Source organism: Endozoicomonas acroporae (assembly GCF_002864045.1).
GTDB classification, from domain to species: Bacteria; Pseudomonadota; Gammaproteobacteria; order Pseudomonadales; family Endozoicomonadaceae; genus Endozoicomonas; species Endozoicomonas acroporae.
In genome coordinates, this window is the sequence record NZ_PJPV01000089.1 from 33,346 (window position 1) to 54,561 (window position 21,216).

At 49.1% G+C, this 21,216-nt stretch carries 15 protein-coding genes and 1 pseudogene; 8 read left to right on the forward strand and 8 right to left on the reverse strand.

Annotation, left to right across the window (positions count from 1 at the left end; translation table 11 throughout):
* Positions 1-213 precede the first annotated feature (213 nt).
* Positions 214-855: a peptide-methionine (S)-S-oxide reductase MsrA gene (msrA, locus tag CX664_RS15505; RefSeq protein WP_101747619.1), complete on the reverse strand. Its 642-nt coding sequence runs from the start codon at positions 853-855 to the stop codon at positions 214-216.
* A 51-nt stretch (positions 856-906) separates the two neighbouring features.
* Positions 907-1,707 carry a M23 family metallopeptidase gene (locus CX664_RS15510; protein ID WP_101747620.1) on the reverse strand — a complete coding sequence of 267 codons (801 nt, stop codon included), beginning with the start codon at positions 1,705-1,707 and terminating at the stop codon, positions 907-909.
* A 456-nt stretch (positions 1,708-2,163) separates the two neighbouring features.
* On the opposite strand from CX664_RS15510, the gene CX664_RS15515 reads away from it, so the two are divergent.
* Positions 2,164-2,634, forward strand: coding sequence for a hypothetical protein (locus tag CX664_RS15515; protein ID WP_101747621.1), 471 nt, complete (start codon positions 2,164-2,166; stop codon positions 2,632-2,634).
* 105 nt (positions 2,635-2,739) lie between these two features.
* Here CX664_RS15515 and hemG read toward each other — a convergent pair whose 3' ends face one another.
* From hemG to alaE, 6 genes are all read right to left on the reverse strand, one after another.
* Positions 2,740-3,351: a menaquinone-dependent protoporphyrinogen IX dehydrogenase gene (gene hemG / locus CX664_RS15520; RefSeq protein WP_101747622.1), complete on the reverse strand. Its 612-nt coding sequence runs from the start codon at positions 3,349-3,351 to the stop codon at positions 2,740-2,742.
* 190 nt (positions 3,352-3,541) lie between these two features.
* The gene (locus tag CX664_RS15525) at positions 3,542-4,519 is read right to left on the reverse strand and encodes an ABC transporter permease (RefSeq protein WP_101747623.1); all 978 of its coding nucleotides are present in this window, start codon (positions 4,517-4,519) and stop codon (positions 3,542-3,544) included.
* Positions 4,516-5,496 (reverse strand): ABC transporter permease, encoded by a 981-nt coding sequence (locus CX664_RS15530; protein WP_101747624.1) that lies wholly within the window; start codon positions 5,494-5,496, stop codon positions 4,516-4,518. Before CX664_RS15530 ends, CX664_RS15525 begins: the two co-directional genes overlap by 4 nt.
* A 225-nt stretch (positions 5,497-5,721) precedes the next feature.
* Positions 5,722-7,302 carry an ABC transporter substrate-binding protein gene (locus CX664_RS15535; RefSeq protein ID WP_241693460.1) on the reverse strand — a complete coding sequence of 527 codons (1,581 nt, stop codon included), beginning with the start codon at positions 7,300-7,302 and terminating at the stop codon, positions 5,722-5,724.
* Between the two features lie 103 nt (positions 7,303-7,405).
* Positions 7,406-9,154, reverse strand: coding sequence for a dipeptide ABC transporter ATP-binding protein (locus CX664_RS15540; RefSeq protein ID WP_101747626.1), 1,749 nt, complete (start codon positions 9,152-9,154; stop codon positions 7,406-7,408).
* A gap of 396 nt (positions 9,155-9,550) precedes the next feature.
* Entirely contained in the window at positions 9,551-9,979 is a 429-nt protein-coding gene (gene alaE, locus CX664_RS15545) for an L-alanine exporter AlaE (protein WP_163369906.1), read from the reverse strand.
* Between the two features lie 460 nt (positions 9,980-10,439).
* On the opposite strand from alaE, the gene thiM reads away from it, so the two are divergent.
* The 7 genes and pseudogenes from thiM to CX664_RS15580 all read left to right on the forward strand — a co-directional run bounded on the left by thiM (position 10,440) and on the right by CX664_RS15580 (position 21,116).
* Positions 10,440-11,249 (forward strand): hydroxyethylthiazole kinase, encoded by an 810-nt coding sequence (thiM, locus tag CX664_RS15550; RefSeq protein ID WP_244910676.1) that lies wholly within the window; start codon positions 10,440-10,442, stop codon positions 11,247-11,249.
* On the forward strand, positions 11,246-11,758 hold the full coding sequence (gene ubiT / locus CX664_RS15555) for a ubiquinone anaerobic biosynthesis accessory factor UbiT (protein WP_101747629.1): 513 nt from the start codon (positions 11,246-11,248) through the stop codon (positions 11,756-11,758). Before thiM ends, ubiT begins: the two co-directional genes overlap by 4 nt.
* Positions 11,759-12,078: 320 nt before the next feature.
* On the forward strand, positions 12,079-12,264 hold the full coding sequence (locus CX664_RS28205) for a transposase family protein (protein ID WP_101747630.1): 186 nt from the start codon (positions 12,079-12,081) through the stop codon (positions 12,262-12,264).
* 190 nt (positions 12,265-12,454) lie between these two features.
* Positions 12,455-12,625: pseudogene (locus tag CX664_RS28210) on the forward strand (IS1 family transposase); the annotation flags it as partial.
* 44 nt (positions 12,626-12,669) lie between these two features.
* Positions 12,670-13,626, forward strand: coding sequence for an esterase/lipase family protein (locus CX664_RS15570; protein ID WP_101747645.1), 957 nt, complete (start codon positions 12,670-12,672; stop codon positions 13,624-13,626).
* Between the two features lie 68 nt (positions 13,627-13,694).
* Complete coding sequence (locus tag CX664_RS15575; protein ID WP_101747632.1) at positions 13,695-14,768, forward strand: lipase secretion chaperone; 1,074 nt, start codon at positions 13,695-13,697, stop codon at positions 14,766-14,768.
* 669 nt (positions 14,769-15,437) lie between these two features.
* Entirely contained in the window at positions 15,438-21,116 is a 5,679-nt protein-coding gene (locus CX664_RS15580; RefSeq protein WP_101747633.1) for an autotransporter outer membrane beta-barrel domain-containing protein, read from the forward strand.
* Positions 21,117-21,216: the final 100 nt, after the last annotated feature.

Below are 21,216 nucleotides of genomic sequence, written 5' to 3' on the forward strand. Positions count from 1 at the left end.
AGGTAAAAATCGCAAAAAAACAGGTAGCAATACGCAGGGAGGAATCAACAACGGCTGTCTATCTTATTAGGCATGGATTAGGTAACACATGGTTACCTGTTCATGAAGCTCCTGTTTCAATCCATTCAGCAAACTGCGTCCGGGCAACCTGATCTATCTCTTGGTTGCCCGTTTTTTTGTCTGGGTGAAAATCTTTAGCGGCTACTTAAGTAGTTAACCAAGACAAACACCCGTACCTTTCAGACCACAGTAACCGCCGGGATTCCTGGCCAGATATTGCTGATGGTATTCTTCTGCGTAGTAAAACGGCGGAGCCTCACGAATTTCTGTGGTAATGTCCGGATAGCCCTGCTGTTGCAAAGACGTTGAGAATTCACTCCTTGAGCTTTCAGCCAATCCGGCCTGTTCATCCGTGGTTGTATAAATGGCTGAACGATACTGAGTTCCCACGTCGTTACCCTGCCTCATTCCCTGGGTTGGGTCATGGGATTCCCAGAAACATGCTAATAAAGCCTGTGTCGTTACCTTTTCAGGATCGTAAACCACCATCACCATTTCTGTATGCCCGGTTGCTCCGGTGCAGACTTCTTCATAAGTAGGATTGGGTGTGTAACCACCTGCATAGCCAACAGCCGTTGTATAAACACCGGGCAGTTGCCAGAACAATCGCTCTGCTCCCCAGAAACAGCCAAGCCCCAGATAGATGGTCTGCAAGCCATCGGGAAATGGCGGCCTCAATGGCTGTCCATTGACATAATGCCGGGCCGGGACCGGCATCACGTCCTCCCTGCCCGGCAGGGCTTTTTCTTCAGTTGGAAGTTGCTGTTTATCGGGGTCTTTACCAAATAATGTCATGATTATGTCCTCCCTGGCAGGGATCATAACATACCGCAGGGTCTGATGGATTTACTGACCCCCAAGGGTTAACAGTGCAGGGTCAAGCCGCTTATCAAACCAGTTATAGCGCCAGTCAAGATGGGCACCGGTAACCCGGCCAGTAGCACCCACTTCACCGATAGTCTGCCCTCGTTTGATAGCCGCCCCACTTTGCACAGAGACTTTGCTGAGATGGAGAAAGCTGGAAAAAATACCGTGGCCATGATCAATAATAATCGTGCCACCGGAATAGTAGAGGTCCGGGTCCACCAGCCGCACAACCCCATCAGCCGGTGCCGCTACCGGTGTGCCTGTGGGTACGGCGATATCCAGGCCGTAGTGTGGCCGCCCCGGTTGACCGTTATACACGCGCTGACTGCCATAGACGCCACTGATGCGACCTTTTACCGGCCAGTCAAAGCCGTTAAAAAAATCCTCCTGATCGGTATCAGGTACTCTGGCTGCACGCACCTGTTGAGCTTCTCTGCGGATGCGGGATAACACCCGCTCATCCGGTGATATATATTTTCTGGCAATCCCGGTCAACCGCTGAATATCATATTTCCGTGGCTTAAGGATTAAATTAAACGTCTTCAATTCGCCACTGGCAAAATGCTCTGTATAGGACTGCTTCAGTTCTGCATCACGACCAAAGCCTAGAATAAAGCGCCCATCTTTCGCTACTCTGACCTCCTGATTGCCATAAACAATCCGACTCCCCGGTGCTGCCTGACCGACCAAAATACCTCCGGGTGTCAGCTGGCTCTGCAGACCGTCTGCACTGACCATCAGAGAAAACACCAGAAGAAAAAAACCTGTAGCGAGATGCATTTAAACGTTCTCCTTTTATCATCCTGCCTGGTAATCATTATCGACATTATGATGTTTAACAAAATTGGCTCATAACAAAACGGCCTTAAATGACAATAACTTATTTCTATAGAAATAATATATAAATATCAATAAGTTATATAATCCCTACCATTACTGAAATAAGAATCAGCAGTATTGTCAGTAATACTAAACACAGTGTTATGAACTTTTGGCTCAGCTCGTTATAAATTATTCCCATAACTTGAACAAAACGCCCAATACATCGGATTGTATTGAAGAAGCTACGGATAATGGAGAGTATCTATGTTTGGAACTGCTACTACTACTGCTACTACTGGCAATAAACAAAAGATCCCCTTTCTTACTGAATTCCAAGCTGACATGATCGACGGAGGGCGCTTCGGGCACAGGAATGCCACAAAGCGATCAACTCCTAAAGCTATCCAGGAAAGTATGCCGAGCACTGACTTGTTGGCAAAGCCAAGTTTAAAAGACCGGCTGGTTTATCCATTCAAGGCTGCCAGAAACCGAATCTTAACGGCCATGAGGTTTAGTGGCTCCGCAGGCATGTTTATGGGCATGGGTGTCGGTGCGGCAGTCTGCGCTACGGCAGGATTTACTGTGGGCCTTATTCCTCAGATATTAGACTTGCTGACCTTTTCTTTTAACCCCTATATTGTTGCCGCTGGTGCCTATGCTGGCAAAGAGGCAGGCATCCGTATCGGTGCCGTTCTCGGGCTTGGCATTGGCGCAGTTGCCACTCTGGCATCTGCTGCTATAGCTCTTGCTCTCAGCGTGGTTCATCTGCCAAGGGACATCTATCATGCGGCAACCCTGGATGCCCCCCGCCTGGATGCACCACTGCCGGAGAAGCCATGGCTCACAGAGAAAATGAGTCAGGAATTGTCCAAATTAAATGAGTAAACCCGACGTTATTATGGATTCAATCATTCCGGGAACAGCGATTGTCATGCCCTGATCTATGGCTTTGCAATTCTTCTATCATTGATCACAGGCAGCCGCCCGGACTTAACAGACAGTCGCAACTGAACGCTCTTCAACCACGGTACTTTCATAAACTTCAGCCGCCATTGGGCGGCTTATTTTCTGAAAGTCCCGGTTTAACTGTTCGGCAAATGCCTTAACCCGCATCCAATCGGTAAACTCAGTATTCCGGGTAACATCAACAGGCCCCCCGGTCAGTTTCATAATCAAGCGGATCATCTGTTTATCAATCCAGCGATATCGGGTGTACAGCAAAGCACCGGCAAACACTTCCACCCGGTCCGGAGTCCATGAAATCTGTTTCAGGAATTTCTGCAGATAACGGTTGTTATGAGGGTCCCGTCGTTCAGGCTTGCGGGCGGTCAGATTGACGGAAAAAAAGTAACCCGGAATGGTTGCCAGCTGGTCACTGTACTGCCTGATAAACTGGTAACACGCTTTATGGTGTTTGCCATAACGAATCGAACAACCAAGGATAACACCATCATAAGACTGAAGTGAGAAGCCGTCGTTCAGATCAGTAATAGAGCTGACAAACGTCTCATGACCAGCCTGGGCCAGGCAGTAGCCGATTCTCTCGGTAATTTTTTGGGTCTGGCCTTCACACCCCTGGTGCAACAACGCTATACGGGACATATCTAAATACGTGAGTAATTATAAAACCAATATTTGCGTAGATAATAACCAACTTATAAGTCGGTAGTGTTAACTCAGATCAACAAAGCGGCGAATAGAAGTTGTTCAGATGGTCGCTCTGCAACTCCGTTCAGGACGAACGGAGTTTGGGAGTCTTTGATAAAAGGAACCAATAAATTGAAGCCGTGTCTTAACCCTTATACAGCTTTGGATTCAACACATCCCTGAGCCAGTCCCCCAGAAGGTTGAGCACCAACACCAGAACCACCAGCACAATCCCGGGAATAACCGTAATCCACCAGCTGCCAGAGAAAATATACTCAAAACCACTGGAGATCAGAGACCCCAGAGAGGGCTGGGATACCGGCATACCAAGACCCAGGAACGACAACGCGGCCTCACTGATAATCGCATTGGCAATCTGCACCGTCGAGATCACCAGAATAGGCGACAGTGAGTTTGGCAGGATATGTCGAAACATAATACGCCCGGCACCAAAACCCATAACCCTGGCTGCCTCTACATACTCCTTCTTCTTTTCTGCCAATACCGATGCCCGAACCGTACGGGCATATTGAGGCCATTCAGCAATACCAATCACCAATATCAGCATGAACATGGCCAGCTTACTGTAGAGTTCCGAACCAAAAGAGGCCTGGAAAACCGCCAGCACGATAATCGCCACCATCATGGTAGAGAACGACAGCTGAATATCCGCAACCCGCATCAGAAAACTATCGATTCGACCACCAAAGTAACCGGCGGTCAGGCCCAGAACGATCCCCAGAAAAGCCTGCAACAACACCGCAAACAGACCGATCGCCAATGAGATGCGCATACCATAGAGAATGGTACTGAACAGATCACGACCCTGGTCGTCGGTGCCCAGCAGAAAACGTTCATCCCCCTCTGCTGCCCACACCGGGGGAATTTCCGAATCCATAATATCAATGGTTGACAGATCGTAGGGACTGGTGGGTGCCAGGATCGGAGCCAACAGCGCAGCCCCCACAAACAGCGCAAAAATCAGGGCACAGACCATGGCCACCTTGTCACGGGTGAAGCTGTACCAGAAGGTGGAGTTCCTGAAACGCTCCCAGCGCCCCGGCGCCAGATTAGCCGCAGCAGATTCCTGATCGACCGGCGTGTTCGATATCAATTCACTCATTGGGCACTCCTCGCCAGTCTGACGGTGGGGTTAATCAGGCCATACAGCAGATCCACCAGCGTATTCACCACCACAAAAATGGCACCCACAACGATCAGGTAAGCAACAATCAGCGGCGTATCCACCCGGTTGACCGCTTCCAGAAACAGAAAGCCCATGCCCGGCCACTGGAAGACAGTCTCCGTAAGAATGGTATAAGCGACCATGGTTCCTATCTGCACACCGCCAACGGTGATCACCGGCAACATGGTGTTCTTCAGGGCATGGAGGAAGTAGATACGCGCCTTTTTCAACCCTTTCGCTCTGGCAAACTTGACGTACTCGGTATGCAACACTTCTGACATTTCAGAGCGAATCAGTCGGATAAACAGTGGCAGCATAATGCTGGCCAGCGAAATGGCAGGCAGAATCAGATGCAACAGGCCATCTTGAGTAAACAGGCCACTCTCCCAGCCACCGATAACCGGCACCAGCTCACCACGGCCATAAGATGGCAGCCAGCCCAGCTCAATAGAGAACAGGTAAATACTGAAAATAGCGGTCAGAAAAACAGGAACAGAAATACCGAGAATACTGAACCCGAGAATTAACCGGGTAAACCAGCTGTTGGGTCGAATGGCGCAATACACACCAGCGGGAATAGACACCAGAATAATGATCAAACTCGCGGCAAACACCAGCTCAAGGGTGGCGGGCATTTTGGCCAGGATAACGTCCAGCGCCGGTGCTTTAAAAAAATAAGAATCCCCCAGGTCGCCCTGTAACGCGTTACCCATAAATCTTGTGTATTGAGTGAGGAACGGGTCGTTTAACCCCATCTCGTCACGCAACTTTTCACGTTCGGCTTCTGACACCGATTGCCCTACCAGCTCCCGGAGTGGATCCCCAAGATTGTCCTGTATGGAAAAGCTGATAATGCTGATGACAAACATCACTATCAGCCCTTGCATAAGCCTACGCATTAAAAATAACAGCATAAATATCCCTGGATGCCTGACAAAAGCAATAGCGATGCATTTTCATTCCCCGGTCCGAACTCGTTTCCCGAGGGTGTTAAAAGAAGGGAACCACAAAGGCACAAAGACACAAAGTTTTTTCCGGGCTTGCCTGAGCTACGCTCAGCAAGCAAAAAAGGCTTCCTTTGTGCCTTCGTGTCTTTGTGGTTCAAGGCTTTTAGACCACGAGTATCCGGGCTAAACCGTTTACTCCTTAATCACCAGGTCGCCCAGGTAAGGGAAGTTCATCACGTTAACAACGTCTTTGGCGGCCACGTTCTTGCTGGCACCCCAGGCAAGGTTCTGCCAGTGCAGGGGAACAAAGGCTGCTTCCTCATAGAGAGTACGCTCAACGTCCTGCAGAATCTGTGCCCGTACGGTTGGATCGGTTTCAGAGCCTGCCTTCTTAACCAGCGCGTCTACCGCCTCATTGCAGTAATTACCGGAGTTGTACTGTCCCCAGCCGGAAATCGAATCGGCACAGGCTGTGAGGTACTCGGTAAAGTTGGCGGAATCTTCCGTATCGGAGTGCCAGCCAATCATCATCATATCCGCAGAACGCTCATCAAACTCTGGCCAGTACTGCGCTTTTGGCAGGGTTTTCAGATCCACTTTAATGTTGATTTTTGACAGCATGGAAGCCACCGCCTGAGCGATCCGGGCATCGTTCACATAACGGTTATTGGGAGCCATCATGGTGATGGCGAAGCCATCTTCATAACCGGCCTCTTTCATCAGCTGCCTGGCCTTTTTCAGGTCATAACGTGGCTGCAGATCATCAACATAACCGGCGTAGCCTTTTGGCCCCTGCTGACCGGCAGGTGTCGCAAAGCCTTTCATGATTTTTTTAACGATGCCGTCATTGTTGATGGCATAGTTAATGGCCTGGCGGACACGCTGGTCTTTGAACGCGGGAACACGCTCCTGATTCAGCTGGAAACTGATGATACGGGTGCCACCGAGGGTCACCAGGTCCGTATTGCCAGACCGCTTGATACGCTCATGATCGTTAGGCGGCACAGGGAAGATAAAGTCCACGTCACCGGACAGCAGAGCGGCTACACGGGTTGGACCTTCTTTAATGGGGGTAAGCACTATTTCATCCACGTTACCCGGCGATTGCTTATCCCAGTAACCAGCAAACCGTTGGAAATCGACACGCACGCCCTGCTCACGCTCGGTCACAATAAACGGCCCGGTACCAGAAGCATTTTTAGAGGCATAGGTATCGCCGTGCTTTTTCAGCAGCGACTTCTCCTGGCCTGTGCTATCCAGACCTGCATAGAACTTGCTGTCCATCGGGAAGAGGTAGGTGGCAGAGTTCAATACCAGGGGGAACGCCTCTTTGGTCACCAGATCAAAGGTATAGTCGTCAATGACCTTCACGGCGGCAAAAGGCTCGAACACCGCTTTGAAGTCCGGGCTGCTGGCCAGTCGCTGAAAAGTCCATTGAACGTCGGCAGACGTCAGCCCATTACCGCTGTGGAATTTAACGCCTTTACGCAGGGTAAAGCGCATGGTCCTGTCATCAATACGCTGCCACTTTTCCGCCAGACGAGGCTCAAACTGAAGGTTGTCATCCCAACGAACCAGTGGATCAAATACCAGGTGCGACAACTGCAGCGTTGCACCGGACAACTGCTCATGCGGGTCCAGAGATACCGGATCGGAATCGTAGGCCATTTTTAAAGTAGCGGCCTGGGCCCCTACCGCCAATGATGCTGCCAGAATTGCTCCGGCCAGTCTCTTTATAGGTCTTTTTATAGGTCTTTCAATAAAAAGCTTCATGGTTTTTTTCATCGTTCCCCCATTACAGGTGTTTCACTGTTTAAAATTATTGTCGCCTTGCAGACAGACGACACACACTCCATGTCAATAACAGTCCATGCTCTTAAGAATGCGCAGCAACACTGGCTTCAATATCCAATCCACTGCGGGACAAATTCTCAACCCTTGGCATCATATTGATCAGATGTCGGGTGTACTCATGGTGAGGATCACTGAAAATCCGGTCAGTGTCCCCCACTTCCACCAGTGTTCCCATCTTCATCACACCGATGCGGTCACACATCTGCAGAATAACCGGCAGATCGTGGCTGATAAACAGCATGGTCAGGCCAAGCTCTTCCTGAAGGTCCTTTAACAGGTTGAGAATCTGAGCCTGTACCGAGACATCCAAAGCTGAGGTCGGCTCGTCGCAGATCAGGAATCTGGGGCGGGTTGCCAATGCCCTGGCAATGGAGATGCGCTGACGCTGGCCGCCGGAAAATTCATGGGGATACTTGACCCCGGCCCCACGACCAAGGCCAACGTGATCCAGCAGATCCGCCACGATACTATTGATCTGACGTTCAGATTCGGCCAGTTGATGGAAACGAATGGGCTCGGCGATGATGTCCTGCACCGTCATTCGGGCATTCATGCTGGAATAGGGATTTTGAAACACCATCTGGATCTGACGGCGAAATGGCTTACGCTGTTTTTCAGTCAGCCGGGTAATATCCTGACCCGCAAACTCAATCAATCCGGAGTCTGGTGGATAAAGACCGGCAATAATCCGGGCAATTGTTGACTTACCGGAACCGGACTCCCCGACCAGACCGAAGGTTTCACCGGCGCGCACCTCAAAAGACACCTGGTTGGATGCCTGAACGTAACGGCGATTTTTTTCCAGGAACGCAGACTGGGTTTCAAAACGAAGGTTAACGTCTTTCACGGTCAGCAGAGCACGGTCGCTTATCTCTGCATTCAATTCAGAAAGCTGCTCTTTCTGCCCCAGCCAGTGATTCTTCACATCAATATGACGCCCCTGTTCTTTTTCGATGTACTCAACCCTGGGAAAGCGGTGCAGTTTAATATCGGTTCTGGGCACGGCACTGATCAGGCTTTGGGTATAAGGGTGTTCCGGGCGGCATAGAATCTGTTCGGTAGAACCCAGTTCCACCAGGTCACCCATATACATAACAGCGACACGGTCCGTCACATTGGCAATAACACCCATATCGTGGGTGACCAGCAGGCAGCCAACGTCCCGCTCTTTACAGAGTTTGCGGATCAATTCGAGAATCTGATTCTGAATAGAGACATCAAGTGCCGTGGTGGGTTCATCGGCAATAATCAGCTCAGGGTCGCCGGACAGGGCAATGGCAATAACAACACGCTGTCGCATACCACCGGAAAACTGGTGAGGGTACTGCCTGATACGGACTTCCGGCTCTGCAATGCCCACCGAGGCCAGCAGTTCAATTGACTTTTTATAGGCCGCAGCTTTATCAAGCCCCAGATTGACCATGATGGTTTCCACCATCTGGGTTTCAATGGTCAGAAGCGGGTTAAGAGACGTCATTGGGTCCTGAAAAATAAACCCGATACGACGACCACGGACCCGGCGAATGGCTTCGCCACTGAGACCACTGATGGCCTGGCCATCCAGCTTGATATTACCACCAGCCACCACACCGGGAGGGCTCAGCAAGTCAATGACCGCATTGCCAACGGTGGATTTACCGGCACCGGACTCACCGACCAGGCCCAGTATCTCCCCCTTCTCGAGGGTAAATGAAACCCCTTTAACAGCTACAGCAGTGCCATGACGAGATGGAAACTCAATGCGCAGCCCTTCTACTTCCAGTAAGGACATGCTTCCCCCTTGTAATGCTCAGTCCCGAACGTCAGAAGGTGAACCTCAGCTTCTGAAACTCGCAAGCCATGATGCAAATACGCTGTCGTATATGGAATAACAATGGTTCCCCCACAGAGGGCAGCGCAGTTTGACTTACGACAGATACAGACGATACGTGATACAGCTTATACCCCCTGACAGCCGTCACAAATTGAATAGAAGTTCAGGCCGGACTCATGGGTGACATGAGTGCATGGAGGTTATGTTATTAATGCCAGAGTGCGTCGACAAATACATAAAACCATGCCGACTCATTTCGGAAAATAACTATAACGCCAGGACAGGAAAATAAAAAGCCCTGATTCGAAAATCGCTTACGAATCAGGGCTTTATTCATGAAAAACTGAAGAATTTTTATACGGCAGGAATTGTGACAGGCTTGAACCAGTTGCGACAGAGCTGCAAATAGATTCCGTATGGCCGCCCCATAATCAGCATGGCTCCTATCTGCCCTGCACAGGCAACCAGCAACTGCTCCAGATTGACACCCGTCGACAATAACAGCAAGGCATACAGCGGAATCTGAAACGACAGAAACGCCAGGGCATCCAACAGCGTCATTTGCATAAAGCCATTGCCGATAAACCGGCCACGACGAATCAGCCAGTCACGGTACAGTCCATAAGCTCTTGCCGTTAACAGGTTAACGGGAACACTCATCAGACGGGATTGCAGTGACTGTTCAAAACTCAGCCCTGCCAGCAGTTCAACACTCATGCCAACCACAATACCAAAGGTAATCATGGCAAAAGTATCCGCCAACATATCCCGATTAAAAACCATCTCCCTCGCTCCTGAAACAAAAAGCCCTGATCGGGCAGAAAAAGCGCAAAAAAATCCCTGCACCGATTCTGTGAAGGAAGAACCGGTCAATTCTTTTGAAATTACATAGAATCCGTCAGTCTGTTCAGGAGAAGGTTCTGAAGCCCCTTCCATAGGTAAAAACTGAGATCTGACGGGATAACTGATAAGCAGAAAACTGAACTAAAACGGTAGTATTCAGGCGGTAAAAAATATAGCTAGATACGACAAAAAACAATAGCCAATAAATCCATATTTAGATAATTTGCAGAATATAATTTCAAGATATCTGCTTTAAACAGGAATACTTGCCAACAACAAAAACCTGATAACAAATGATCTACTCTTGAAATCATTTGTCAGGAGACAAGACCGTGACACGTGTCAATTCACTGTCCGCCAGACATCATTATTATTGAGCATGGATAAAAAGGCCTTTCCTATGCAAGAACAAATGATTCATTCACTCAAAGAAGTGAGAGAAAAGCAGCCGCTGGTTCACAACATCACCAACGATGTGGTCACCAACACCACAGCCAATGCCCTGCTGGCCATTGGTGCATCGCCGATCATGGCCCATGCCATTGAAGAAGTCGCAGATATGGTGAGCATTACCGGCAGCCTGGTGATCAACACTGGAACGCTGACCGGCTCCAGTCTGCAAAGCATGCTTCTGGCCACAGAAACGGCATTACAACTTGACAAGCCCTGGATTCTCGACCCGGTCGGTGCCGGGGCAACACCCTTTCGGCTGACAGCCAATAAACAGTTGCTGGCCAACAAGCCATCCGTCGTACGGGGCAACGCCTCCGAGATCAAAGCCCTGTTTACCGGTGCCAATGAGGGGAAAGGCGTCGACAGCAGCACTAGCAGTGAGTCTACCCTGGAATTTATTCAGGAAAAGGCCCGTGAACATCACCTGATTATCGCGGTAACCGGTGCTACCGATTATGTGACCGATGGCTACGACGTCTACAAAATCAATAATGGCCACCCTATGATGGCCAGAGTAACCGGCACCGGTTGTACGGCAACTGCCATCATCGGCGCATTTCTTGCGGTCTGCGATACACCACTGATTGCGGCCGTATCCGGCCTTACCTGTCTTGGCATTGCCGGCGAACTGGCCAGTATGGATTGCCCCGGTCCTGGCTCTCTGCAACTGCGCATACTGGATGAGCTGTACTTGCTGGACCGGGCCACCATTGAGAAATTTGAAAAAGTGAGCAATATGAGAAGGAGCTGTCATTGAGTCTGCTGCCATCTATTAGACTTCCCCTGCCCGGTATTAACCTGCGGGAGAGATTCAAAAAACCAGGTATTGAATTGCTGGGCCTGCCGGTCAGGCTGTTGCCATCAGCCATGGTGAACAAGCCGCTGACCAAAGCCATTAACCACATCTTCCATGCGCCGGTAGAAGAAGGCGATTTTGATTTTCTGGAAAATCGCTGCCTGAAAATCCATATTACCGATATCGACATCAGCTTCTTTATCAGTTTCGATGGCAGTCAGCTGACCGCTACCGGCCAACGACACTTTGATGTTGCATTCCGGGGAGACAGCAAAGCCTTCCTGAAACTGGCCAGCCGACAGGAAGACCCGGATACCCTGTTCTTTCAACGCAGCCTGATGATTGAGGGTGACACTGAGCTGGGGCTTGGAGTAAAAAACCTGCTGGATAGCCTGGAGCTGGAGCAGTTGCCGATTCCTGTGCAGCAACTGGCGCGGTTGGGGCAGCAATTGCAGGGGAAAAAAGCCTGACACAGTGGGCAGTTGGCAGTGCCTATTAAAACCCACTGTCCAAAAAGCACAATAAAAGCTTTGCTTTCCGGCAATGTTGCTGTTTGCCGGGGAGCCCCTGCCTTGTCGAAGTGTCTACATAGTATAGATTGGCGCGTTTTATAGTAGATATGGAGGGGGCATTGTCCTGCTTGATTTTCATCCGTGACTCCTGGGTTGAAAACTTGCTGAAAACCCTGCCAGAAGAAAACCCCCACGGCAAAAACATGAGTGTTTTTTGAACAGACAAGCATCCTAAAAAGCTGCAAAATACCTGTTTTTTTTCTGTCTTCAAAGCACCTATGTCGGCAAAAGCCCTGTTCTCAAAATTCAGCACACTCACTGACCCTCGGGATCCCCAAAAAACGACCCATATTCTGGCCGAAATTATGTTTATATCCGTCTGCGCCATCCTTTTCGGCACCGATGACTGGAATGCTATTCGACTGTTCGCCAAGACCAAGGAAAATGGTTTCGTGAGCACCTGACACTCCCCGGTGGGATACCTGTTGCCATCACATTTAATCGAGTTTTTGCTGCTATTGATTTTTAATCATGTTTTTGCCGTGCAGCCTTGCCGAAGTTTACAATCCCGTAACCATTTCGATAGTAAAACTCTATGGCAATATAAAGCCTGTCGTCAGACAACCGGTTCAGTTCGAATAAAAACATGATGTATGTAAGAAAAACACCCAAAAAACAGAACGCAAAAATTTGAATTTCAGAACTTGGATCAAGCGCTTGATAAAAAAGACAATATGCTTTTCAAAACCAAAGAGAATGCATGATTTCGTCATTGGCTTATTGATTAACAAGATTGAGTTTGGCATTAATATTCACGGGATATAAGAGGTTTAGCCCATTATACAATGACAACTAAATTTGAGATTGACATGACGGACACAATAATAAAAAAAATCCTCTGGACAGCACTGACATTTAGCGTTCTATTGAGCACACAGGCCAATGCAGCCTGTATGTTCTGGCAAGACTGTGACGCCTACAAAACCAAATACCCTATTGTTCTGGTGCATGGTGTGGCCGGGTTCGACTCCATTCTGGGTATTGATTACTTTTACGGTGTTCACAGTGCTCTCAAGGAGAGAGGTGCCGAAGTCTACAGCCCCAACCTCTCTGCCTGGGAAGACGCCTATGTCAGGGGAGAGCAGCTTGTGACCTATCTGGAAGATTTGCAAGCCGCCACCGGTGCCGAAAAATTCAATCTGACAGGGCATAGCCTTGGCGGACCCACCGCCCGTTACGCTGCGGGTGTCAGGCCTGACCTGGTAGCCTCTGTAACCACCATAAGCGGCGTCAACTTTGGCTCGGAGTTTGCCGATGTGGCCCGGGGCCTGGTACCGATGGGCGGGAACACAGAAGCTTTTATAGCTCAGGCTCTTGAGCTGATGGGGAAAATAACCGACTTTCTTGCTGGCAACCCTGAGAATCCGCAAGATGCCCTGGACTCGGTCACATTCCTGACGACAGCCGGTGCGGCAGAGTTCAACAAAAAGTTTCCCGACGGCATGCCATCCTCATCTTGTGGCCAGGGCGCACAGGAAGTTAATGGAGTGCATTATTACTCTTGGGGAGGCAATGATGCCGCAACCAACGTTTTTGATATTTCAGACGCCTTCCTGATACTGACCAGCACAGGCATCAGCGGCAACAATGATGATGGACTGGTCGGCCAATGCAGTCAGCACTGGGGTAAAGTCATTGGGACTGATTACAGCCTGAATCATTTGGATGCTATCAATCATCTTTTTGGTATTCACCATCTTTTTGAAACCGATCCGGTTACCCTTTATGAAAACCACGCTGTACGCTTGAAAACAGCTGGCTTATAAAAGCAAGGTGTCATCAATAGGAGAAGATCTATGAAAGGTCTTCTCCAAATGGTACAGGCAGATAATTCATGAAAGCATCACGACTCAGACAACTCAAAATATCCTGTTTTATCTGTTTCTTGTTTTGTATTGGCGTAATCGTCTATAAACAAATCGCTGAAACAGATAGTCAGCCTGAGGCAGCCCAACCTGTTATCTCTGACCAGTCCTCACCCAATGCTCTGGAAAAGACATCATCAAATAGTTCAGCGGTTTATATGTCCAGCTTCGGAGCCTTGCCCGATACACTTCAAGACACCACGGTTATGGGACGTTTGGCTGTAGACGATAATGGACACCTGATCATTGCCAGTGATATCAGGCAGATCTTCGACTACTTTCTCTCTGCCGTAGAAGAGGAACCGCTTGAAATCATTCTTGGCAGAATCAATGAATATCTGACGAATTCACTGACTGAACCGGCACTGTCTGAGGCCAGGGCGATTCTGAACAGTTATATCGACTTTAAACTCGCCTTGTACAGGTTGAAGCTGGAACGCTCTCCCTCTCTTCAGACATTAGCGGCTGATGGTAGCGGATTTGATAAAACGCTCTATCTTTCTGTGTTAGGAGCGCAATTTTCAGACATCGACCGACTGAAATCCATCTATTTAACCAGAGAGGTTCGTGAAGCTTTCTATGGCAAGGAAGAACGTTACGATCAATATACCTTTGCCAAAATGAACGTATTGAACGATGGCTCCCTCAGCGATCAGGAAAAGCAGTATCAACTTGAGCAGATTGACGCAAGTGCCCCACAGGAAATGATCGAAGCCAGAAGGGAGGTTCAGATCATTGATGAATTACATCGCAGAACAGCGGATTTAAAGCAGGCCGGAGCTGACGAAAGTGAAATTCGATACCTCAAAGTAGAGATGTTTGGCTACGAGGCAGCAGAGCGTTTTGAGCAGCTGGAAAAAGACCGGGCTGTCTGGCAGTCCCGGATCGACCAGTACCTGGTTCAAAGAAATCATATCCTGTCAGCAGAAGGTTTAAGTCAGGAGGATCAGCAAGAACAGATAGAAACCCTCAAAGATTCGCTCTTTGAGGCCAGAGAGCAACTCCGGGTCGAAGTCTATGAACGACAAAAAACAGGTGCCTGATGCAGGCTAACAGTTCAATTAAGGAATTAGATATTTACCATAGTCTCTGATAATCAGAGGCTATAGAAAGAATGGTTATGCTGCTGTTTGCCACGGAGAACCGAAAAGCTTATCCAGGCTGGTTGAAAACTTTCTGAAAACCCTGGTTCAACCATTCAGCCACCCTTTTTACTCTGATCCAGGAAGGCCAGTGCCAGGGTACGACATCATCAATCGTCTTTGTTAATGTGTTCTACAAACATTAAAGACTACAAAACAGAACAGCTGGCTGTGATGACTCCTGAACAGTATTTAAATAGTTTGGGAGTGCATTGAGTGACTATAGATACGGAGGGATTATCCGAACACGGACTGCCACAGGCAGCTCTTTCGCCCTGGTACGGAGTGGGTGATTCCTTCAGGTAACTCGACCGCTGGCGGTGGATGACCTGCATTCCCGCTGAGGTATATTATAAACAAACTGTCTTAATAAAGTTTTTTTAAATAATAAACAGTATTTAAATTCGGTAATTACTGGACTAACTTGAAGTTCAGTTATTCTGTTCTCTGTTATTAGACGTACACCGTTTTTTTTAAAAATCATCCGACGTTTATTTCTGGTTTGATTCAACATCCTTCAAGGCATCTACAACCATCTTCAGGCGTTTAGCGTCGTTTAAGGTATATGTAATGAGTCGTACAGTAATTATGTTGAGGAAAAAAGCTCTGGTTCTGGGTATCAGTTCTGTGCTGGCTGGGTGGGCTGCCAGTGATGGCTTATGTGCTGAAGAGGCTAATCCACCATCAACACCAGTTGCTCCCGGCAAAGCACTAACACCAGATGCACCTGGAAACACACCTGCATCAGATGGTTCTGGACAACCACCTGTATCAGACCCTCTTGATAAATGGCCGCCCAAAAATAAAATGACCATTAAAGATGATAAGACTGAAACAGCTATTACCGGCATTGAAATAAAAGAACTAGCAAAAAATATTTCATTAGAAGGCGGCGAACTGGAAATTCCGACAGATGTTACCATCAAAGTAACCGGGACAGCCGATGGCGCAAGTATTGTCGGTCAGTCTGGTGCTAATACCCTGACTCTGACTAATACTAAGCAAGCAAGCGTTGAAGTTGGGGCTGGCGCTACCGGCGTGAAGGTTGTTGGTCAATCATTAACCATTAGTGGAGCGGGATCTATCACGGCAACTACAGATGCAACCAATACAACCGGGGTATCCGTTGCCGGGGGAACACTCACAATAAATGGCAGCACAATCGAAGGTTCCAAGGCTGCCATTAAAGTACCCGCTGCAGCAACTGGAAATATTACCCTCAACTTCCAAGGTAATTCTGCTATCACCGGCTTAGGTGAATCCCCGGTACCCGCATTGGATGCATCGTCTGGAACCGGACCTGTCACTGTTAACATTGAGGGTGGTACATTTACTGGAGACATAATAGGTAGTTACAAAAATAAAAAGGACAAAATAACCATTTCTGCCACAATGGGTGACGGTATTAAAGGCAGTATCAGCAACTTTGAAACCATCAATATTGATGGCACCGGTTGGACAGTCCAGGGTTGGGCAGAGGGGTTGAGCACATTAACGACCTCGTCGGCAATCAACAATCTTTACGTCAACAGCCAACCACCAACTCCGCCACAGGTTCCCATCGTTCAGCCAGACACCTTGTATGTAGTGCCAGATTCTAATTCTCTGGCAGTGTCTACTACAGGGTCAACGGGTGTTATTACAAACCTGAATATATCAGGTACGCCAACAGCCTTGATAGCAGCCCCCATTGCCGTAGAAACTATTGTGATTAATAAAGGCTCAACTTTGGCTCTTAATGCATCTGAGGATGATAAAAAGAATTGGGCAACTGGGGTGAAATCATTGACGACCTCTAATGCAATCTCCACTCTTAACGTCAACAGCGCAGCATTAAAAGATCTTTTGAAAATCGATGATGGTGCCTTGAATGTAAATTCATCGAATCTGGCAGTTACAACTATCAAGGATAACGACAATGGTGCAGCAGGTTCTATCACTAACCTGAATATCACGGGTACGCCAAAACTGACAGCAGCAGCCCCTATTACCGTAGGAAAGATTGAGGTCAATAGTAACTCAAGTTTGGCTCTTAATAATTGGGCAACCGGGGTGACCGCATTGACGACCTCTTCGCCAATCAAAAATGTCTACGTCAACAGCGCAGCAGAATTATCAGATCTACCGAAAGCCGAAGGTAGTGCCTTAAATGTAAACTCACAGACCCTGGCAGTTACAACTAGTCCGGACAAGGGTGTAATAGAAAACCTGAATATATCGGGTAATCCGCAGCTATCGGGGTCAGGGATTACAGTAAACAATATTACGGTCAATAGCTCATGCTCAGAAAATGAATGCTGGAAACTGGCTGCACCATTAAACGGTGTTAACAGTGTCAATGCCAAAAACCCAACACCAGCGCCAGCCATTACAGAGCCTGTGATAAAAGCCATTACCGTGACAGGTTCTGGTGCAGTGGCACCAAGCCCTGATGGCTCGCTAAACATCAACTCGCCATCTGGGAGCAAAAACCCTATTAAAATCACCGCCACAGAGCCCGGTTTGATAGCAACGGTGAATGTAAGTAAGGGTGCATATGTTGACTCTATCACCAACGCGAAAACTATTAACATCCGCGGCAGTGATTGGGAGTTTGAGGAATTAGTTACAAATCCAGAAACCATTGATGTTGCTAAAGGTTTAACGGTTAACGCTATTAACAGTGTATTCAGTGGAACTACAGTAGCAACCCCTAAAGAAACTTTGAATGTGGCATTCGATCATCTGGCTGATGTCAACGGCTATCTTAACATTGGCGGCGATGGCACTATCAGTGATATTGATTTCTCCACCGTAGTCAACCGACCAAGTCTGATGTACACACCCTCAACTAGCATCACTCAAGACAATATTGGCAACATAGAAGGTAACCTGGCCAAAGCAGATACCCTTGTGTTGACTGGCAACGTGACTACAACCGGGCTTCCAAAGGGCTTCACAGGTATTGAATATCCGTCGCCTCCTGCCAAAATCGACCGCAATTTAAAACGACTGGGACTGGGTGGGATTGTCAATGACACTATCATCACAACAGAACTTGTTGCTGATCTTGTCGTCTCACCAAGCAAAAATGGTAAAAATGGAAATAACAGTAAACCAACAATATCTATCCCCTTCACCGCATCCGGAATGCCCAGCGCATTCTATCTGAAAACCGTAGAAAAAGGATCTTACTCAATTGACTTCAGCTCTGCTGATCGCCCCACGACCACTTTTGAAATTGCCGGAGGTACCGTTACTTCACTTAAGAACGTCGCTGCTTTGAATGACCAGCTGATTATCACTGCGGGTAATTTACCAAACGTTGATATAGACAGCATGAGCACCCTGAGTATCAATGGTTCTGGCTGGATGGCACCAGGCACTTTCAGCAATCTGAACAGCCTTGATATCACATCATCAGGTGTGGTGGCAGCTCTGAATGTTGCCGGTCTACCATTATCTAAACCTTCGGGCGCAACTCTGAACGTCCTGACCACCAGCGCCCAGCAACTGCCCGTTACCATTGACGGCACACTCACAGAGCTTCATGCCAGTGATGGGGCCAACCTTGGAGCGATTGACGTTGGCGGCACACTCGGAACCATCATTGCCAAAAAAGGCACCAGCCTGGGCGCGATTGATGTTGGCGGAGTACTCTCAGAGCTGAATGCCGAGCCAGGATCCAGCTTCGGTGCCATTAATGTTGCCAGCGGCGGCGAACTCCCAACACTCATTGCCACAGGGGCCACCCTGGGAGACATTACCATTGCCGACGGAGGCACACTCTCAACACTGACTGCCACAGGGGCCACACTGGGAGCCATTAAAGTTGTCGAAGGCGGCACTCTGGAAAAACTCAAAGCCAATAAAGGCACCACTCTGGGCGACATTGTTGGGGCACAAAAAGTGACTATTGCCGACGGTGCCAGCCTGGGAGCAATTACCAATGCCACAGAGGTGAATATTAGTGGTGTGGCCACCACCCTGGGTCCGATCACCAACGCTGGAACAGTCAATGCCGGCAGTCTGCCTTTTGAGCAGGTGCAGGTGGGCAGTGGCTTACCGGCTGGCGCAAAAACCGGCTCAACCAGCGGTCAAAACCTGGTTCTGAATACGCCCAAAAAAGCCGTAAACCTGACCACCAAACGTATCGGCACGCTGACATTGGGCAGTGGGGCGAAACTTGGGGCAACCAGCGGAGGCGTGAATAATCTGGCCATTACCGGCAATGACTGGTCCGCTGGTACGATTCCCATGACGCCGGATGACAAAGATACGGCCACCGTTAATATTGGGCCCGGTGTTAATGTTGCGGGGATTACTGTCCCAAATTCATCGGTCGGCACGAGAGCCACAGAAGAACCTCAACCTTTGAACCTTACTATTACGCCCATTCCAACAGGTGCAACAGAGCAAACCCTGGCTGTCACAACCAGTGGTAACATCAGCGGCGACCTTAATTTCAGTGGCCTTCCAAAAGGAACAACCGTCAATTTAGAAGAGGCTGGCGGCTCCTTGAAGGGTAATATTAAAGGGGTCAACAACGTTGTCTTCAGTGGTGACAGTAAATTTAACGGAACCATTGAAGCTGACTCTGTTAAGGTAACCGGCAAGTTAAATGCCATGCAGTCAGCCAGTGCTGAGGCATCATTGACTGTCAGCAGGTCGGCTCCTGCCAGCAGAGCGGCTTTTGGTGAACCCCCTCAACCTGCTCTGGATATTGCCTCTGGGGGTACGCTGGTTATTAATAATCCTATTTCTTTTAAAGCAGGTTATCAGCAAAATGGTGAAATTGATTTAGAGCCAGTCCTTGATGCCAGCGCCAGACAGAGTGTTGTTTTGCCATCTGTCAATGTTAGCTCCATTACCATCGGGCCTGATGCCAAGGTTGTTTTTGACAGTTCAAAAGTCAGTGCGGAACAGATTGTTTTTGACCCTTCAAAAGACAGTGCGGGTCAGTATGTATTAATGAAAGCTGAGAGTGACATCAACCAACCCGTTAAAGTCGCGGCTACCAACGAGCAATACGATCACTATTATGCCATGCTGACTTCCAGCGATAAGAAATCCAGCAATAAGCAACTGATGGTACTTGCCACCCAGCCTATGCAAGCCTTCGTTTGCGATATGGCTGCCGCCGGTGGTGCCCCTGCTTCTGCGGTCCGGGCGGTGGACGTTGCCGTTGCCCCGAAAAATCCAACCGAGGCCGCCGCTGCCCGGTCCCGCACCCGGACCACTGGTGACCCGCTCAATACATTTGTGGTCCAGCGGGCCTCCACCCCGGCCAGTGCCGCCCAGCTTGCCAAACAGCTCACACCCAATAATACCGGCAGCAACATTACCGCCAGCCGCGATGCACAACAGATGTCCAGTAAAGCCATTGATACCCGCAATACCAACCGGCGCACCGGCATGAACAGTGGCGATATGATGGAGTCCGGTGGCGTCTGGATTCAATACGCCTACAACAACGCTAAACAGGATGAAAAAGACGGCGTATATGGCTACAAGGACAAAACCAATGGCTTTACCCTGGGGGCAGACTGGGAGCTGGACCCGATGTTTGATGCCGGGGTGGCCTACACCTACGCCAAGTCGGATATCAGCGGTGAAGGTGTCGGTTCCGGCAGCACCATGGACAGCAAAAACCATATCTTCACCCTGTACGGCTCTTATGACCAGGATGATATGTTTATGGACGGCATGATCAGCTATGCCTCCGGGGATAACAAAGGCCACCGTAACGTCAGCGGCAACCGGGTACAATCCAGCTACGACAGCAAGAGCTGGGGTATCGGCCTGAGTGGCGGCATGACCCTGCCCACCAGTGAAGAGTGGAGCTGGCAACCCCTGGTGGCCTTTAATTACTACCGCATCACCACCGACGACTACCGCGAGTCTGCCCCGTTGAGCCACCTCGCCTTTGATCAGGTGAAAAACGACAATTACACCATTATGGAACTGGGTGCCGGTGTGCGACTGATGGGCGATATACAGATGGATGACCTGGCCTTCCGCCCGGCCTTCAAACTGATGGTATTGCACGACTTTAAAGACGACCCGGTCACCATGACCGCTCACTATGCCGCCGGTGGCGAAAGCTTTGTGGTGCACGGTGCCAAACGTGACACCACCCGCTACCAGTTTGCTGCCTCTGTGGATATGGATCTGCACGATAATATGACGCTGTCTTTTAACTACAGCCATGACTGGATGGATAACTTCAAGTCCGACGGATTTATCGCCCGGTTGCGGTATGACTTTTAGCAGGAGGAGTAATATTTCAGGCTAACGGTTATGTGTGCAAAGTGCTTATAGAGTGTGTACAGAGTTGCCTCCCTTTTCGGGAGGCTTTTTTTGGACAATA

Coding starts and splice junctions, on each gene's coding strand:
- CX664_RS15530 (WP_101747624.1), bottom strand. CDS start 5,496: ATGCTGTTATTTTTAATGCGTAGGCTTATGCAAGGGCTGATAGTGATG.
- CX664_RS28205 (WP_101747630.1), top strand. CDS start 12,079: ATGTCGGCAAAAGCCCTGTTCTCAAAATTCAGCACACTCACTGACCCT.
- CX664_RS15535 (WP_241693460.1), bottom strand. CDS start 7,302: ATGAAGCTTTTTATTGAAAGACCTATAAAAAGACCTATAAAGAGACTG.
- CX664_RS15525 (WP_101747623.1), bottom strand. CDS start 4,519: ATGAGTGAATTGATATCGAACACGCCGGTCGATCAGGAATCTGCTGCG.
- hemG (WP_101747622.1), bottom strand. CDS start 3,351: ATGTCCCGTATAGCGTTGTTGCACCAGGGGTGTGAAGGCCAGACCCAA.
- CX664_RS15515 (WP_101747621.1), top strand. CDS start 2,164: ATGCCGAGCACTGACTTGTTGGCAAAGCCAAGTTTAAAAGACCGGCTG.
- CX664_RS15570 (WP_101747645.1), top strand. CDS start 12,670: ATGACGGACACAATAATAAAAAAAATCCTCTGGACAGCACTGACATTT.
- thiM (WP_244910676.1), top strand. CDS start 10,440: ATGCAAGAACAAATGATTCATTCACTCAAAGAAGTGAGAGAAAAGCAG.
- CX664_RS15580 (WP_101747633.1), top strand. CDS start 15,438: ATGAGTCGTACAGTAATTATGTTGAGGAAAAAAGCTCTGGTTCTGGGT.
- msrA (WP_101747619.1), bottom strand. CDS start 855: ATGACATTATTTGGTAAAGACCCCGATAAACAGCAACTTCCAACTGAA.
- CX664_RS15575 (WP_101747632.1), top strand. CDS start 13,695: ATGAAAGCATCACGACTCAGACAACTCAAAATATCCTGTTTTATCTGT.
- CX664_RS15510 (WP_101747620.1), bottom strand. CDS start 1,707: ATGCATCTCGCTACAGGTTTTTTTCTTCTGGTGTTTTCTCTGATGGTC.
- CX664_RS15540 (WP_101747626.1), bottom strand. CDS start 9,154: ATGTCCTTACTGGAAGTAGAAGGGCTGCGCATTGAGTTTCCATCTCGT.
- alaE (WP_163369906.1), bottom strand. CDS start 9,979: ATGGTTTTTAATCGGGATATGTTGGCGGATACTTTTGCCATGATTACC.